This window comes from Clostridium sp. AM22-11AC (assembly GCF_003473545.1).
GTDB lineage: Bacteria > Bacillota > Clostridia > Lachnospirales > Lachnospiraceae > Enterocloster.
This window is the reverse complement of record NZ_QUCM01000012.1, coordinates 38459-56266: the sequence shown is the minus strand read 5'-3', so window position 1 is coordinate 56266 and position 17808 is coordinate 38459. Positions and strand designations below refer to the sequence as shown.

12 protein-coding genes are annotated in these 17808 nt (G+C 44.3%); all 12 read left to right on the top strand.

The annotated features are described in order from the left end of the window. Positions 1–508 precede the first annotated feature (508 nt). The 12 genes from adhE to DW251_RS11365 all read left to right on the top strand — a co-directional run bounded on the left by adhE (position 509) and on the right by DW251_RS11365 (position 17731). Positions 509–3121, top strand: a complete 2613-nt coding sequence (adhE, locus tag DW251_RS11420) for a bifunctional acetaldehyde-CoA/alcohol dehydrogenase (protein WP_021870186.1) — start codon at positions 509–511, stop codon at positions 3119–3121. 251 nt (positions 3122–3372) lie between these two features. Further along, positions 3373–4374, top strand: coding sequence for an adenosine deaminase (gene add, locus DW251_RS11415; protein WP_118301208.1), 1002 nt, complete (start codon positions 3373–3375; stop codon positions 4372–4374). Between the two features lie 191 nt (positions 4375–4565). Then, a complete protein-coding gene (gene gdhA / locus DW251_RS11410; RefSeq protein WP_021870188.1) occupies positions 4566–5900 on the top strand; it encodes an NADP-specific glutamate dehydrogenase in 1335 nt (444 codons plus the stop codon). Between the two features lie 102 nt (positions 5901–6002). Next, complete coding sequence (locus DW251_RS11405; RefSeq protein WP_118301207.1) at positions 6003–6932, top strand: AEC family transporter; 930 nt, start codon at positions 6003–6005, stop codon at positions 6930–6932. Between the two features lie 303 nt (positions 6933–7235). Next, positions 7236–8066 (top strand): AraC family transcriptional regulator, encoded by an 831-nt coding sequence (locus tag DW251_RS11400; protein ID WP_118301206.1) that lies wholly within the window; start codon positions 7236–7238, stop codon positions 8064–8066. A 125-nt stretch (positions 8067–8191) separates the two neighbouring features. Beyond that, positions 8192–9535, top strand: coding sequence for a potassium transporter TrkG (locus DW251_RS11395; RefSeq protein ID WP_021870191.1), 1344 nt, complete (start codon positions 8192–8194; stop codon positions 9533–9535). A 78-nt stretch (positions 9536–9613) separates the two neighbouring features. Beyond that, positions 9614–10261 carry a TrkA family potassium uptake protein gene (locus tag DW251_RS11390; protein WP_021870192.1) on the top strand — a complete coding sequence of 216 codons (648 nt, stop codon included), beginning with the start codon at positions 9614–9616 and terminating at the stop codon, positions 10259–10261. Between the two features lie 86 nt (positions 10262–10347). Further along, on the top strand, positions 10348–12321 hold the full coding sequence (locus tag DW251_RS11385; protein WP_118301205.1) for a DUF4118 domain-containing protein: 1974 nt from the start codon (positions 10348–10350) through the stop codon (positions 12319–12321). Next, positions 12314–13015, top strand: coding sequence for a response regulator transcription factor (locus DW251_RS11380; RefSeq protein WP_021870194.1), 702 nt, complete (start codon positions 12314–12316; stop codon positions 13013–13015). Before DW251_RS11385 ends, DW251_RS11380 begins: the two co-directional genes overlap by 8 nt. 423 nt (positions 13016–13438) lie before the next feature. Next, positions 13439–14278 carry a formate/nitrite transporter family protein gene (locus tag DW251_RS11375; protein ID WP_118301204.1) on the top strand — a complete coding sequence of 280 codons (840 nt, stop codon included), beginning with the start codon at positions 13439–13441 and terminating at the stop codon, positions 14276–14278. A 143-nt stretch (positions 14279–14421) separates the two neighbouring features. Next, a complete protein-coding gene (locus DW251_RS11370) occupies positions 14422–16161 on the top strand; it encodes a histidine kinase (RefSeq protein ID WP_118301203.1) in 1740 nt (579 codons plus the stop codon). Then, positions 16139–17731, top strand: a complete 1593-nt coding sequence (locus DW251_RS11365; protein WP_118301202.1) for a helix-turn-helix domain-containing protein — start codon at positions 16139–16141, stop codon at positions 17729–17731. Before DW251_RS11370 ends, DW251_RS11365 begins: the two co-directional genes overlap by 23 nt. Positions 17732–17808: the final 77 nt, after the last annotated feature.

Sequence of the window (17808 nt, the reverse complement as noted above, 5' to 3'; positions counted from 1 at the left end):
GATTGTGTTAAAATAAAAACAATAAATAACCGGATAAAAGAAGGTTAAAACAGAGAAACGTCTGGACAAAAACAGGAAATGCATTATGCAATCCCTTGTTCCAGGCGTTTTTTTGTTGCCATGCATCTGGAAGAAGCTGCCAGTGGCAGGTTCTGTAAGTATTGTATCAAAGGATATTCGCAATCCGCTTTCGCTACCTGCTCATAATAAAAAAGCTGCTCTGCAGCTTATCAGGCGGGTTTTCACCCACCTGATACAAGCAAGTTCCTATTCATTTATGGATGATCTCGTAAAAATGAGGAAGGAACTTCCTTGTTTTTATTAAAAAACATAGTTGACATTTTTTTAACAATACGATATAATGCCTAATGTGAGATTGATAATTAATTAACGAAAGAAATAAAGCAATCGACACAACATAACATGAAAACAAACACATTAAAACGATAACAAACACAAGGCATTACAAAGTAACACAAACACAAAGGGAATTATGGAGGAAATGGAAATGGCAAAGAAAGCAGAACAGGTTGTTCCGGAGATCATTGACAGCGTAGAAGGCTTAAATGCAAAAATGGCAGCAATGCGTGAAGCTCAGAAAGTATTTGCAACCTACACACAGGAGCAGGTTGATAAGATCTTCTTCGCAGCAGCAAGCGCAGCAAACAAGATGCGTATCCCGCTGGCAAAAATGGCAGTAGAAGAGACCGGAATGGGTATCGTAGAAGATAAGGTCATCAAAAACAACTACGCAGCAGAGTACATTTACAATGCATACAAGAACACTAAAACAGTTGGTGTGATCGAAGAAGATAAGGAATATGGAATTAAGAAGATCGCAGAGCCGATCGGTCTGGTTGCAGCAGTTATCCCAACTACCAATCCAACATCAACTGCGATTTTTAAGACATTGATCTCCTTAAAGACCAGAAATGCGATCATCATTTCCCCACATCCAAGAGCTAAAAAGAGCACCATTGCAGCAGCAAAGGTAGTTCTGGATGCAGCAGTTGCAGCTGGAGCACCAGAAGGCATCATCGGCTGGATCGATGTTCCATCTCTTGACTTAACAAACGAAGTTATGAGAGATGCAGACATTATCCTGGCAACCGGTGGTCCTGGAATGGTTAAAGCAGCTTATTCTTCCGGAAAACCTGCACTTGGCGTAGGTGCCGGAAATACACCGGTTATCATTGATGACACTGCAGATGTACGTATGGCAGTTAACTCCATTATCCATTCTAAGACCTTTGATAATGGTATGATCTGTGCTTCTGAACAGTCTGTAACCATTCTGGAGCCTGTATATGAAGCTGCCAAGAAAGAATTTGAATACAGAGGTTGCTATTTCTTAAAACCAGGTGAGATCGAAAAGGTAAGAAAGACCATCCTGATCAACGGTGCCTTAAATGCAAAGATCGTTGGACAGTCTGCATACACCATTGCAAAGCTGGCTGGTGTAGAAGTTCCTGTAGATACCAAGATCCTTATCGGCGAAGTTGAGTCCGTAGATATCAGCGAAGAGTTCGCACATGAGAAACTGTCCCCAGTACTTGCAATGTACAAGGCAAAGACCTTTGACGAGGCACTGGATAAGGCAGAGCGTCTGGTGGCTGACGGCGGTTACGGCCATACTTCTTCTCTGTACATCAATGTAAATGAAACTGAGAAGATCATGAAGCATGCAGAGCGCATGAAGACCTGCCGTATCCTGATCAATACACCTTCTTCCCACGGCGGTATCGGTGACTTATACAACTTCAAGCTGACACCATCCCTGACATTAGGCTGCGGTTCCTGGGGCGGAAACTCCGTATCTGAGAACGTTGGTGTAAAGCACCTGTTAAATATCAAGACTGTTGCTGAGAGGAGAGAGAACATGCTGTGGTTCAGAGCACCTGAGAAGGTTTACTTTAAGAAGGGCTGTCTGCCTGTAGCACTGAAGGAATTAAAGGACGTTATGGGCAAGAAGAGAGCCTTCATCGTAACAGACTCTTTCCTGTACAAGAATGGATATACACATGTTATCACTGACCGTTTAAATGAAATGGGAATTACTTACACTGTATTCTCTGATGTACAGCCAGACCCAACCCTGGCAAATGCACAGGCTGGCGCAAAGCTGATGAGAGAATTTGAGCCGGATGTGATCATCGCAATGGGCGGCGGTTCCGCAATGGATGCCGGCAAGATCATGTGGGTTCTCTATGAGCATCCAGAAGCAGACTTCATGGATATGGCAATGCGTTTCATTGATATCCGTAAGCGTGTATATACCTTCCCAACCATGGGCGAGAAGGCATACTTTGTAGCAGTTCCTACCTCTTCCGGTACTGGTTCTGAGGTTACACCATTCGCAGTTATCACTGATCAGAACACCGGTGTTAAGTATCCGTTAGCTGACTACCAGCTGCTGCCTAAGATGGCAATTGTAGATACTGACAATATGATGAGCCAGCCTAAGGGACTGACCAGCGCATCCGGTCTGGACGTTCTGGTACACGCTCTGGAAGCATATGCTTCTGTTATGGCTACAGACTATACAGACGGTCTTGCATTAAAGGCTATGAAGAATGTATTTGAATATCTTCCAACTGCTTACAATGAGCCTGGAAATGTAGAAGCACGTCAGAAGATGGCAGACGCTTCCTGCATGGCTGGTATGGCATTTGCAAATGCATTCTTAGGTGTTTGCCACTCTATGGCACATAAATTAGGTGCATTCCATCACCTGCCACATGGACTTGCAAATGCACTGTTATTAAACCTGGTAATTGAGTTTAACGCTGCTGAGAACCCACGCAAGATGGGAACCTTCTCCCAGTATCAGTATCCACATACCCAGGCAAGATACGCAGAGTGCGCTCGTTTCGTAGGCATCCAGGCGAAGGATGATGCTGAGGCAGTTAAGAAGCTGATGGAGAAGATCGAAGATCTGAAGAAGCAGGTTGGTGTTAAGTCCTCTATCCAGGCATACGGAATTGATGAGAAAGATTTCTTAGACAGACTGGATGACATGGTAGAGCAGGCATTCGATGACCAGTGCACCGGTGCTAACCCAAGATATCCTCTGATGAGCGAGATCAAGGAAATGTACTTAAGAGCTTACTACGGAAAATAATCATTAAATATAAATCGAACCCATTGTGGGTAAAACCTTTATCCTTTGTGTTTGGAGCAGACCGTCGGCCTTTCGGGGCAGGCGGTCTGTTCGCGTTTGGGAGTTTATGAGAAATTGTGTTTGTGAGTATTGGGGACTGGATCATACAAACGAAATCTGGTGTTTTCCGGAAAAATCAGCTATACTGTTGGTAAAAAACAAGAAGGGTAAGAAATGTTTCACGTGAAACATTCTGCGAAAGGGGATTACAGATGGAAATAGATTTAAAGGAAACGATGGAAATGGAAGATCAGGAAACAGGCTATGGGGAACTGCATCTTCATTTAGACGGTGCCATTACACCCCGGATCGCCAAAAAGCTGGCGGCACTTCAGGGGATAGAACTGCCATATGAGGGAGAGCAGTTAAACAATGCATTGTCTGTAGGGGAAGACTGCCAGAGCTTAAATGAATTTTTGCAGTGTTTTGATCTGCCGTTGAAACTTTTGCAGACAAAGGAAGGTATTAGTGAGGCGATATATCTGGTACAGGAAGAGTTAAAGGCAGAAGGCCTTTCCTACGCAGAACTGCGTTTTGCACCTCAGCTGCACTGTCAGGGTGGATTATCTCAGGCACAGGTCATAGAAGCGGCTCTGGACGGTCTTAAACGCTCCACACTGCCATGTAATCTGATCCTTTGCTGTATGCGTGGCAATGGAAATGAAAGGGCAAACGAAGAAACCATGGAGCTGACCGGGGAGTATGTAAAGAAGCGTATTCTGGCAGACGGAAGGAAAGGTTATGGTGTGGCAGCCATGGACTTAGCGGGAGCAGAGGCTCTTTATCCTACTTATAAATATAAAGAGCTGTTTAAGAAGGCTGCTGACAGGAACATTCCATTTACCATCCATGCAGGTGAGGCCGGCGGAGCAGCAGAGGTAGCCTGTGCCATTGAAATGGGTGCAGCAAGGATCGGACATGGAGTGAGAAGCTATGAGGATCCGGCTGTTGTGCGCATGATCCGTGAAAAGGGCATTTTCTTGGAAATGTGTCCAACCAGCAACCGGATTACCAAGGCGATCCCGGATATGAAAGTTTATCCTTTAAGAGAATATTTAAGCCAGGGGATCAGGGTAGCTGTGTGCACCGATGATATGGCCATTTGCCGTACAGAGCTTAAGAAGGAGTTTGAATATCTTAAGAAACTGGTTGGGCTGACAGAAGAAGAAAAAGTGCAGATTCTTAAGAATACAAAGGAGGGTGCTTTTTTATAACTTGGAGTTATATATTTAATAAGCATTTTCGTATAGGTTTAATATGTAATTGTTTCTTGACTTTAGCAAATTAACTTGCTATACTTTTCCTAAAGTGCCTGCTTAATAAAGCAAGTATCCCCTGGGAAGCCGGTCCCCCCATAGAGCCGATATTCCAAAAAAATTTAATAAAAACCAAGGAGGGTATTCAAATGTCTTACGTTGATGAAATTTACGAGAGAGTAGTTGCACAGAATCCAGGTGAACCTGAATTCCACCAGGCCGTAAAAGAGGTTCTGGATTCTTTAAGACTGGTTATTGATGCAAATGAGGAGAAGTACCGCAAAGCTGGTATCCTGGAGCGTTTCACTGAGCCAGAACGTATTGTTTCTTTCCGCGTACCGTGGGTAGATGACAATGGAAAGGTTCAGGTAAACAAGGGTTACCGTGTACAGTTCAACAGTGCAATCGGACCGTACAAGGGCGGACTTCGTTTCCATCCATCTGTAAACCAGGGCATCTTAAAGTTCTTAGGTTTCGAGCAGACTTTGAAGAACTCTCTGACTGGTCTTCCTATGGGCGGTGGCAAAGGCGGTTCCAACTTTGATCCTAAGGGCAAATCTGACCGCGAAGTTATGGCATTCTGCCAGAGCTTTATGACAGAGCTGTACCGTCACATTGGAAAGGATACAGACGTTCCAGCAGGTGATATTGGTGTAGGCGGCAGAGAGATCGGCTACCTGTTTGGCCAGTACAAGAGAATGACTGGTTTATATGAAGGCGTTTTAACTGGTAAGGGCTTAACCTTCGGTGGTTCTTTAGCAAGAACCCAGGCAACAGGATATGGCCTTGTATACATGTTAGACGAGATGTTAAAGCACAACGGCAAGGAGATCGCAGGAAAGACTGTTCTGGTTTCCGGTTCCGGTAATGTTGCTATCTACGCAGTTGAGAAGGCTCAGCAGTATGGTGCAAAGGTTGTAGCAATGAGCGATTCCAACGGCTATATCTACGATGCAGACGGCATCAAGTTAGATGTTGTTAAGGAGATCAAGGAAGTACGCAGAGGACGTATCAAAGAGTACGCAGATGCTGTTCCTACCGCTGTTTATACAGAAGGCAAGGGCATCTGGACCATTCCTTGCGATATCGCACTTCCATGCGCAACCCAGAACGAGCTGAACTTAGATGATGCTAAGGCTCTTTTAGCAAATGGCTGCTTCGCAGTTGCTGAAGGTGCTAACATGCCTTCCACAAGAGAAGCTACTGACCTGTTCGTTGAGAAGAAGATCTTGTTCATGCCTGGTAAGGCAGCTAACGCTGGTGGCGTTGCTACTTCCGGTCTGGAGCAGAGCCAGAACTCCTTAAGACTGTCCTGGACCTTTGAAGAAGTTGATGAGAGACTGCACAAGATCATGATCGACATCTTCGCAAAGGCAGCAGATGCAGCTGAAAGATACGGAGTACCTGGAAACTATGTAGCAGGTGCAAATATTGCCGGATTTGAGAAGGTAGTAGAAGCTATGATCGCTCAGGGTATTGTCTAAAAAATAAAGTAATTTAAAATTCCAGATCCTGCACATGGCTATAAACAGTCTGTGTGCAGGATCTTTTTGTTATCATGCATATGTTTTCGGAAAGGTTTTACTATGGAGATCAGTTTACTTTTGATGCAGCAGATCACAGAGTTGTTTTTAATGATATTTATGGGCTATGTGATCGTAAAGGCAAGGCTTTTGAAGGGAGAGGACAGCAAGGTTATTTCAAAGATCGTGCTGTATCTGATCATTCCCTGCGTTATCATCAATGCGTTCCAGGTGGATTATACCAGTGAGAAGGTACAGGGCCTTTTACTGGCCTTCGCAGCCTCTGTAATGCTTCAGGTGCTATTACTTATCATTGTATGGGGCGCAGGTCGAATGGGCTTAAATGAGGTTGAAAAGGCATCTGTGTATTATTCCAATGCAGGAAATCTGATCATGCCCATCGTGACCTTTGTCCTGGGGCAGGAATGGGTACTGTATGGCTGCGTGTTTATGAGTGTGCAGATCGTGTTTGTGTGGAGTCATGGAAAATGGGTCTTAAGCAGGCAGAGTAAGATCGACTGGAAAAAGATATTGTTAAATATTAATATGGTCGCTGTATTTGCAGGCGTGTTCCTGTTTTTCACAAAGATCCGCCTGCCCCAGATCTTAAACCAGACTTTTGGCTCTGTGGGAAGCATGATCGGACCGGCCAGTATGATGGTAACGGGAATGCTGATCGCAGAGATGAGCCTGAAAGATATTTTTACAAATGGAAGAGTTTATTTTATTACATTTTTAAGGCTGATCGCAGTACCGGCGGTGGCGTTGCTCCTTTTAAAGGTCAGTGGTCTTGTAAATGGAAGTCCTGACGGAAAGAAATTGCTGCTGATCGTATTTCTGGCAGTGATCACACCCTCTGCTTCAACGATCACCCAGATGTGCCAGGTATATGGAAACGACTCCCAATATGCCAGCGCTATCAATGTTATGACTACATTGTTTTCTATTGTGACGATGCCGCTTATGGTGCTTTTGTTCCAGATGATACTTTAACAAAACGAAAAGACCAGGTACTGGGGATACCTGGTCTTTTCTGTATACATATGTGTATAAAGGGGGGATAAAATGTTTGTGTGAAAGGGGGAGGGCCCTTTCGGTTTTCTCTTGTTTACGTTGCCTATTATATATCCGATACATTGTAAAAACCATTGTAATGTGCGTAAAGAATATTGCAAATCGAACAAACTTTGATACAATGGATACTAGGGGCAAAAGGCTGGAAATCCGGTGCAAGCCTGTTTGCAGGAGGATTTTTGAACCTGGGACCCGGTATCATGCAATAAAAAGAGGGAGATCATGTATCAGGAAGACAGTTTTAAAACAAGTCAGGTGGTGTATGCCCATACCCGCAGTGATGAGGCGGATATGGAGTATAAGATGCACTGCCACAACAGTTATGAGATCTATTACATGGTAAAAGGGAATGTGGAGTACTTTCTGGAGGGGACTTCTTATGTACCAAAGCCTGGAAGTCTCCTGATCATTCCGCCAAACTGCTTTCATGGGCTGCGGGTGCTGGACGGAAGCGAGTACCACAGGATCCGGCTGCACTTTGTGCCGGAACTTCTGACGGAAAAGGAAAAACAGCTGCTTTTGGGAATTCTTGGAAAAAGCTGGTGGTATATGGAAGAACAGTTCCGGGCAGAATGGTATTTTAATTCCTTGGAAGAATGTGGATCTTATAGCAGGGAACTGCAGGATATTGCAATTCGCGCACGGATCGTATCGTTTTTGACCTATCTATCTGCAATGTATGAAAAGGGGGTAGGTCGCGGACCGGGGAAGGAAGATGTAGCCCAGGAGATCCTGCGTTACATTAATGAGCACCTGACGGAGCATCTCACATTAGAAGGACTGGCAGAAAAATTTTATATGAGTAAAAATCATCTGACTGCTATCTTTAAGCGTGCGGCAGGCACTACGGTAGCCAGATACATTTTATATAAAAGGATGACGATTGCAAGAAAAGAACTGGCCGGGGGAACACCGGCTGCAGAGGCAGCACTTAAAGCCGGATTTGGAGATTATTCCAGCTTCTTCCGGGCGTACCGGAAGATGTTTGGCTGTGCGCCTTCAGACCAACAGGCAATGGAACTGCCGGATATGGATAAGAGCGGGGACTTTTAGAAAAATCTAAGATAAATTCTTTATACAATCTTTATACGAAGCGTTGTATTTTTAATAGAAACTTTGAGGGGATTATGTCATAATGAAATGACATTGCTGGTAAAAGGGCTGTTACAGGAGGGAAAATGGAATTATTTCAAAAAAAGAAGAGCTTATCTTCTTTTCAGATCATTATATTTGGCTTTTTGGCAGTTATATTAGTGGGAACACTGCTTTTAATGCTGCCTTTTGCATCCAGGGAGCCGGGAAGCGCGCCATTTCTGGATGCGTTATTTACAGCTACATCGGCTACCTGTGTGACAGGGCTGATCGTCCATGATACAGCTACGTACTGGAGCTGTTTTGGACAGGTGGTGATCCTGCTGCTGATCCAGATCGGAGGAATGGGCGTTGTGACCATTACCATTGCAGTAGCCATGGTTTCAGGGAAGAAGATCGGTCTGATGCAGAGAAGCCTGATGCAGGAGTCGATCTCAGCACCACAGGTAGGCGGCATTGTCCGTTTTACAGGCTTTTTCCTGAAAGGTATCGCGCTGATCGAACTGCTAGGAGCTATTTTGCTGGCACCTGTGTTTATAAAGGACTTTGGAGTGGGAAAAGGGATCTGGTATGGTGTTTTTCATTCCATTTCTGCTTTCTGCAACGCAGGCTTTGATCTGATGGGAGTCAGACAGCAGTACTCGTCACTGACTTATTATGCTGGAAACGGGCTTGTAAATGCAGTTATTGTATTGCTCATACTGATCGGCGGTCTGGGATTTCTCACCTGGGAAGATATAAAGACAAATAAGCTGCAGTTTAAAAAATACAGGATGCAGAGCAAGGTAATACTGGTAACAGATCTGATACTGGTGATCGTACCTACGGTTATTTTCTATTTTGGGGAGTTTCACGGATCCCAGTGGGGAAATGGACTGGAACGGTTCTGGTTATCCCTGTTTCAGGCGGTAACACCAAGAACTGCCGGGTTTAATACAGCAGATTTCGGGCAGATGAGCGAAGGCGGACTGTTTTTAATGGTCATGTTAATGCTGATCGGCGGTGCGCCGGGATCTACCGCAGGCGGTATGAAAATGACTACCATTGCAGTTTTACTGCTTTCAACGGCGGCTGTATTTCGCAGAAAAGAAGACGCCCAGTGTTTTGGCAGACGTATTCCAACGGAAACCGTGCGGTATGCGGCAGTAGTTATGCTGATGTATATGGTGCTTTGTACAGTGGGCGGACTGTTTTTATGCTATGCAGAAGGACTGCCTGTGCTCACAAGTTTGTTTGAGGCCGGTTCTGCTATTGCAACCGTAGGTTTGACACTGGGTGTGACACCGACCCTGGGAGCGGCTGCAAGACTGGTATTGATTGTTTTAATGTACTGTGGACGCGTAGGCGGCCTGACGCTGGTATTTGCAGCACTGTCCGGTATGCGGCCGAGTATGACAAAATTCCCCCAGGAGAAGATCACAGTGGGATAATATGGGAATATTAATATACCGCCGCGTATGCGGCGGGTATCGGATATGTGCAATGGAAAAATAAGGAGGAAAATCATATTGAAATCAATATTATTAATAGGACTTGGACGATTTGGAAGACATATTGCGGAGAAATTAAACGAATTAAATCATCAGGTATTAGCGGTAGACAAACAGGAGGACCGTGTAGAGGCAGTGCTTCCTTTTGTCACCAGCGGACAGATCGGGGACAGCACCAATATTGAATTTTTACAGTCTTTGGGAATTGGAAATTTTGATGTGTGCATCGTGGCGATCGGTGGGGATTTCCAAAGCTCTTTGGAAACAACGGCCTATTTAAAGGATCTGGGTGCAAAGCTGGTAGTTTCAAGGGCCGCAAGGGATGTTCAGGCAAGATTTCTGCTGCGCAATGGCGCAGATGAGGTCGTGTATCCGGAGAAACAGCTGGCAAACTGGACAGCGATCCGTTATAGCTCGGAGCATATTTTTGATTATATCCAGTTATCTGATGACCATGCGATCTTTGAGATCAGCATTCCGGAAAACTGGGTGGGAAAGACTGTTGGAAATATTGACATCAGAAAGAAATACAACATCACTATCATGGCTTTAAAACGCGATGGCAAGCTGGAAATGTCCATTACTCCGGATACAGTACTGGACAAAGATGTTACTATGCTGGTGCTGGGAGCAAGCAGGGATATCCAGAAGTGTTTTCATATTTAACATAATACTGCAATCTGGTCATTTGCAGGCCTTGTGGATCCTAAGAAGATTTCAGAAGAGCATCAGAAAACCTGGGGAAAAGAAAAATGGAAGAACGGATACTTGTATGTTTATCATCTTCACCGTCTAATGGAAAGATCATACGCACAGCTGCCCAGATGGCAGAGGCTTTTAATGGGACATTAACCGCATTATTTGTAGAAACACCTTTGGCCGGAAAAATGGGAAAAGAGGACCAGGAGCGCCTGAAAGGGAATATTAAGCTGGCAAAACAATCTGGTGCAGAAATAGAAACAGTTTACGGTGATGATATTTCTTTTCAGATCGCGGAGTTTGCCAGACTTTCAGGGATCACCAGGATCGTGATCGGGCGCAGCGCTGCAAAGAAAAAAGGGGTTTTTGCAGGAACATCTCTTGTGGAAAAGCTGATCGATCATGCGCCTGAAATGGAAATCTATATCATACCTGACAGCCAGATGGGACCTGAGGTGATCCGTAAATGGAACAGGCTGGCGCAAAAGAATGCATTTTCCTTTAAGGCAGCAGTCAAAAGCGCAGGCATTTTATTTGCAGCAACAGCAGTAGGATGGCTGTTTGAAAAGCTGAAGCTGACAGATGCCAATATTATTACTGTTTATATTTTAGGAGTGCTTCTGATCTCTATAGTAACAGAAGGCTGGTTTTACAGTTTTTCGTCTACCATAGCCAGTGTTCTGATTTTTAATTTTCTGTTTACGGCACCACGTTTTACGCTTCGGGCTTATGATCGCAGTTACCCGTTTACATTTGCCGTCATGTTTCTTGCGGCTTTGATCACAGGCTCTCTGGCCTCCAGGCTGAAACAGCATGCAGGACAGGCTGCCAGGGATGCATACAGGCTGAAAGTGCTGCTTGATACGAACCAGCTTTTACAGCAGGCCAAAGGAAAGACAGAGATCCTGGAAGGGGCGGCACAGCAGATCGTTAAACTTTTAAAGAGAGAAACGGTGATCTATGATGTAAAGGATGGAAAACTGGAGCATCCTTTGCGCCGGGTTCCCCAGGGGGAAGAGGATATCACCATTGAAGATGAAGCCTGTGAGGAACAGGCAGCTGCATGGGCTTTAGAGAATAACCGCCATGCCGGAACAGGAACAGACCATTTTAAGCAGGCAAAAAGGCAGTATCTGGCGATCCGCGTAAACAGCACCGTTTATGGAGTGGTGGGGATTATGATCCAGAAACAGCCGTTAGATGCCTTTGAAAACAGTGTATTATTGTCCATATTGGGAGAATGTGCCCTTGCACTGGAGAATGATAAAAACGTGCGGGAAAAAGAAGAGGCAGCGATCCTGGCAAAGAATGAACAGTTAAGAGCGAATTTGTTAAGAACGATCTCCCATGACCTGAGAACGCCTCTCACATCTATTTCTGGTAATGCAAATAATCTCCTTTACAATGAAAGCTGTCTGGATGCACAGATGCGCCGGCAGATCTATGGGGATATTTATGATGATTCCATGTGGCTGATCGATCTGGTGGAAAACCTGCTTTCCGTGACCCGGATCGAGGAAGGCAGGATGCAGATCCGCCAGTCAGCAGAGCTGGTGGATGAGGTGATCAAAGAGGCATTAAAGCATACGGGACAGAGCCGGACAGGAAGGACCATAAAGGTAGAAGAGGAAGATGAACTGATCCTTGCAAAGATGGACGCAAGGCTGATCGTCCAGGTGCTGATCAATCTGATTGGCAATGCGGTAAAATATACGCCTCAGGGAACAGATATTACGGTCAGGGTGAAGAAAGAAAAAGCAGAAAACGCTGAAAGATCCCAGGTCATCATTTCTGTATGCGATCTGGGGAACGGGATCCCTGATGACAGGAAAGAAAGAGTATTTGACATGTTTTATACAGGCAGCGACCAGGTGGCAGACAGCCGCAGGAGTTTAGGATTGGGGCTTGGGCTTTGCAGATCTATTATTAATGCCCATGGAGGAAAAATATGGATATCTGATAATATCCCTCATGGGGCGGTAGTTACGTTTACATTACCTGCAGAGGAGGTGGCATTAAATGAATAAACCTTTGATATTGGTTGTGGAGGATGATATTCCTGTAAGAAATCTGATCACTATTACATTAAAGACCCATGGATACAGGTATCTGACTGCCGGGACCGGGGATGGAGCAGTTGTAGAAGCTTCTTCCCACAATCCGGATGTGGTCCTTTTGGATCTGGGACTGCCGGATATGGACGGCGTAGATGTGATCCGGAAAATACGTACCTGGTCCAACTTGCCAATCATTGTGATCAGTGCAAGAAGCGAAGATACAGATAAAATAGACGCACTGGACGCAGGTGCTGATGATTATCTCACAAAGCCTTTTTCTGTAGAAGAGTTGCTGGCGCGGCTGCGTGTTGTGGAACGGAGAATGGCGCTCATGAACGGCGAAGCCCAGACAGCAGAGTCTGTTTATACAAATGGCAGACTGCGGATCGATTTTGCAGCGGGCTGTGCCTATATGGGGGATAAGGAGCTGCATCTTACGTCTACAGAGTATAAACTGCTGTGCCTCATGGCTAAAAATACAGGTAAAGTGCTGACGCATACTTATATCACCCAGAAAGTGTGGGGGAGCAGCTGGGAAAATGATATTGCTTCTTTACGTGTATTTATGGCAACTTTGCGTAAAAAACTGGAAAGCGAACCGGATGCCCCTCAGTATATACAGACCCATATAGGGATCGGGTACCGCATGATCAAAGTAGAGTGATCATTTATTCAGGGTTTTAAAGTAATGCTCCAGCTTATCGATGCCCAAATAACCAAGAGTGAACAGAATAAAAATGATCGCAAATGCAAAAAGTGTTAACATAAAAACCCCTCCCATATAAATGAAATTATATAAATGATGTCCTCAGTGAATGTAAGGTATAAGACCTTTGTTTATTGAGGATATTTTTATTATAAGGGAAAAGGGATAAAGAAAGGGAAAGGATGTAAGCACAGGTATAAAGAACACATAAAAGCATAAATGATTGTTTTTTCTCAATAGGAGAAAAGCCGATTGTTCCATAAAATGGGCTGTGTTATGATTATCCCCGGCGTTTTTGCAAAATGGCAGATGTCAGAAAGCAAAGCGGAAATGAAATGACAGAAGTAAACAAAATGACAAAAGAAAACGGAGGGGAAAGAGATGCAGTCATTGCTGAATGTGCCGGCGGAAGTGGTGTCGGCCAATATTAATGCGGCTGTTGCAAAAGCAGCAGCAAAGAAAAGGCGTATTTTTGTCCTGGGGATCATGGCGGGTGCCTTTATTGCAATGGGAGCCCAGTCAAGCAGTCTGGCAGTCCATAATATTACGGATGTGGGAATTGCAAGGACCCTTGCAGGATGTATTTTCCCAGTGGGACTTATGATGATCGTGTTTGTAGGCGGAGAACTGTTTACAGGGGACTGTATGATGTCCATGGCATGTATGAAAGGCCGTATTGGCTTTGGAAGCCTTTTAAGGACCCTTTTGATCGTTTATCTGGGGAATTTTGCAGGAGCGGTGCTGATCGCCTTTCTGGTGGCTCACAGCGGCCAGTATGATTATTCTGCCGGGGCTTTAGGAGCTTATACCATTAAAACGGCAGTGGGAAAGACTGGTTTAAGTTTTATGCGGGCGCTGTTTTCCGGCATTTTATGCAATATCCTGGTGTGCGCAGCTGTGTTAATGGCAGCGGCAGCAAAAGATATTGGCGGAAAAGTGCTGGCGATCTTCTTCCCGATCCTGGCCTTTGTAGTATCTGGCTTTGAGCACTGTGTTGCAAATATGTATTATATTCCGGCAGGCATTTTTGCAGCAGGAAACCCGGCATATGTGCAGAAAGCCCAGGAATTATATGGGCTGGGAGCAGAAAAACTGACAGGACTTAACTGGGGCAGTTTTGTGACTGTTAATCTGCTGCCGGTTACTATTGGAAATATCATTGGCGGCGCTGTTATGGTTGGCGGCGTGTGCTTTTATCTGCATGGGAAGGCAGAGGGATAATAAATGGAAAATCTCCTTTACTGGCGGGAAGATCGCTGGTAAAGGAGATTTTTTAGTATAAAGAGATCTGGGAGAAAATTGCGGAGAATAGACGGAAATGTTATACTATAGAATAATAAAAATCCGGTTAGGAGGGAGCAAAAGTGAAGAAGGAGTCCTTTGTAAATAAGATCAGCATTTATATTGGAGTGACGTTGGTTCTTCTTATATGGCTGCTGACTGCTTACACTGTGAGCAGCTTTCTTCTCTTAAAAGAAAGTGAGGAGTCATCGGTATGGTCTACGATCCAGATCTACATGAAACAGATCGACAGTAAATTTATTGCTATGGATCAGTGTGTGGAGGGAATCGCCGGTAATCAGGATCTGATCGGTCAGATATGTTACGGAAGTCCGGCTGACCGGTATTATGCGGCTGTGGAGCTTCAAAAGAGCATGAAAAGAGATGTGATCAGCAATGCGGAGCTGGATTACGTTCTGATCGCAGAGTCCTTAAATAAAAACCTGATCGCGGCGTCCACTCCGGGAGTTTCTTATGGGGAGAAAGAGGCAATTGCCTCTTATATCTGGAATCTCATGGAAAAGGAAGACCGGGGAAGGCCGCAATGGTATTATACAAAGATCGGTACTCATGCCTATATTGCGAAAATATACAGGGGAAGCAACTGGAGTGTGGCGGCATTTTCAAAGGAAAATACTTTTCTTTCCGATATCCGGGCAAAAGAATATCCAGACGGTCAGAGTTTTCTTCTTACGGACGCAAATGGTGTATGCGTGGAAAATCTGGAAGAAGGAAACAGCATGTATCTGGGAGAGACTTTGGAAATAGAAGATTCCTGGAAGAATGATCATAAAAAGCGGATGATCTCTCTTAAAAGTGATCGTGCAGGACTTTATATTACAGGAATGATCGGCAGTAATCATTTTCTGGGAAAATTCAGTACAAATAGTATTCTGATCCTTTTGATCATGGTTCTGGCTATTGGCTGTGATATGATCCTTTTACATTATATTCACCGTGAGATCCACAGGCCCCTGGATCATCTGATGCAGACGATCCAGGAGATTGAAGACGGAGATTACAAGCAGAGGGCAGAGGAAGATTATCATACGGAAGAACTTCAGCGTCTTACACAGGCATTTAACCGGATGATGAATGTGATCGTTAATCTTCGGATCAGGGCCTATGATGAAAAGATCCAGTTAATGGATACGCAGATGAAATATTTTCAGATGCAGTTAAAACCCCATTTCTTTTTAAATGCCCTGACAACGATCTACAGTATGAGTTATCAGAAGCGGAATGAGGATATACGGACATATATTGACGCATTAACAAAAACGGTCCGTTATATGTTTAAAGGCGGTCTTCGTCTGGTCCTTCTTAAGGAAGAAACCCAGCATCTGGAAAATTATTTTGAAATGCAGCAGCTCCGGTATCCGGACTGTGTATTCTGGTATTTTGATATGGAAGAAGCTGCAATGTCGTGGAAGATCCCCCAGATGCTGTTACATACATTTGTGGAAAATGAATACAAATATGCAGTAAAAATTGACAGCGGCCTTTCGATACTGATACAGGCAAAAGTCCTTTTAAAAGAGGGGGAAGAAATGCTTTATATTCGTATGGAGGATGACGGCGTAGGTTTTCCTGAACAGGTTATGCAGTATATGAATTTTGAGAGCGAAGATCCTTCGAGGGAGGGACATCATGTAGGGCTGTGGAACATAAAAAGAACCATGGAAGTTTTGTATCAGAAAAGGGAATTGATCCACCTGTCAAATTTGGAAACAGGGGGATGTCTGATCGAGATATGGATCCCCAAAACAACAGCAGTGGGTGAGGAACAGGAGATAAAAAATGAACGTATTGATCGTGGATGATGATATGGCAACAGTAGATGTGATCTGTAAATCCGTAAACTGGAGCGCTTTGCACATTGATAAGGTCATGACCGCTTATAACATTGAAAAGGCAAAGGAGATATTAGCAGATACACCTGCGGATATTGTGGTTTGTGACATTGAAATGCCTATGGGAAATGGAACAGAACTGCTTAAGTGGATCCGGGAAAATGATATGTCTTCGGAATTTCTGTTTCTCACCTGCCATACAGAATTTCAGTACGCGTCTGTGGCGATCCGCTATCAGGCGGCTGGTTATCTGGTAAAACCATTCCGTGTAGAGCAGGTAGAAGCAGAACTTTTGCGCCTGGTCCAGAGGATCATGGAGAAGCGGAAAATAGAAGAAGAAAGCCATTATGGAAAATGGATGAGAAATAATCAGGAGCAGCTGATGAATAATTTCTGGAGGGCTTTGACAGAGCGGGAATTAAGAGCAGAGCCGGAATTTATTGACCGTGAGATAAAAAAACGCCGTCTTCCTGTTTTGGCCGATCAGCCGGTATGCCTGATCGGAGTAAGAGTTGCCAGAGAGGAACAGGCCAAAGAAGCACTGGGAGAGAACCTGTTGGAATTTACTCTGGAAAAAATGGTTTCAGAGATTGTAGATGAGTCTGTTGAAAATACGTCGGTTATAAAAAAGATCGTAAATGAGGCGTTGTTCTTTCTGGTGATCGACTGGAAACGGACACTGGAAGAAGTACTCATGGAAAGATGCCATATGCTGATAAAAACGGGACAGGATTATGTGGGCTGCTGCTTTACCTGTTGTATTGGAACTCCATGCAGCATGGAACAGCTTCCTGATAAAGCAGATGAGGTGGTCAATCTGTTGCTGCGAAATGTCTTGGAGTCTGACCAGGTATTTCGTGAAGGAGAAGCGGCAGTTACATCGGGGTTCAATACAAGGCTTCTTGATCTGAAGCAAATGGAAAATGATCTGCGAAACAAGGACCGGATGAAGATCTTAAATACGGTAAAAACCGTTTTGGGAAAGCTTTCCCGTGAAAAGAGCGTATCGGTAGAAACGTTACTGGTCATACAGCAGGAGATCCTGCAGCTGATCTATACCAATCTTTATCAGAATGGGATCCAGGCTGCGGAGTTATTCGGGGATGAAGTCTCCCGGAAAATCCAGCGGCAGTCGGTCCGCTCTGTGTTTGACATGATAAAATGGGTGAATTACGCAATATCACGTACTTTGGAGTACGAAGATGAGATCAACCGGTCCCTTTCTCTGGCAGATAAGATCGAAAGCTATGTGAAAGAACATTATAAAGAGGATATTTCCAGAGATACCATTGCAGATGTGTTTTTTCTGACTCCGGAATATCTTGCCAAGGTCTATAAAAGGCAGACAGGACATAATTTAAAGGATTATATCATCGGTTATCGCATTGAAATGGCAAAGCAGCTTCTGGCTGATGATATAAAGAGCATCAGTGATATTTCAGCAGAAGTGGGTTTTGACAATTTTTCTTATTTTTCTACTGTATTTAAAAAGTATACCGGGATCACACCGGGAGAATACCGCAGATCAAAAAAATCTTAAAATCAAAAAAATATCACTTATTTTTTAAAGAAATGTATCATGGACCTCCTTTATAATAAAGCCCAGAAAGGCAAAAT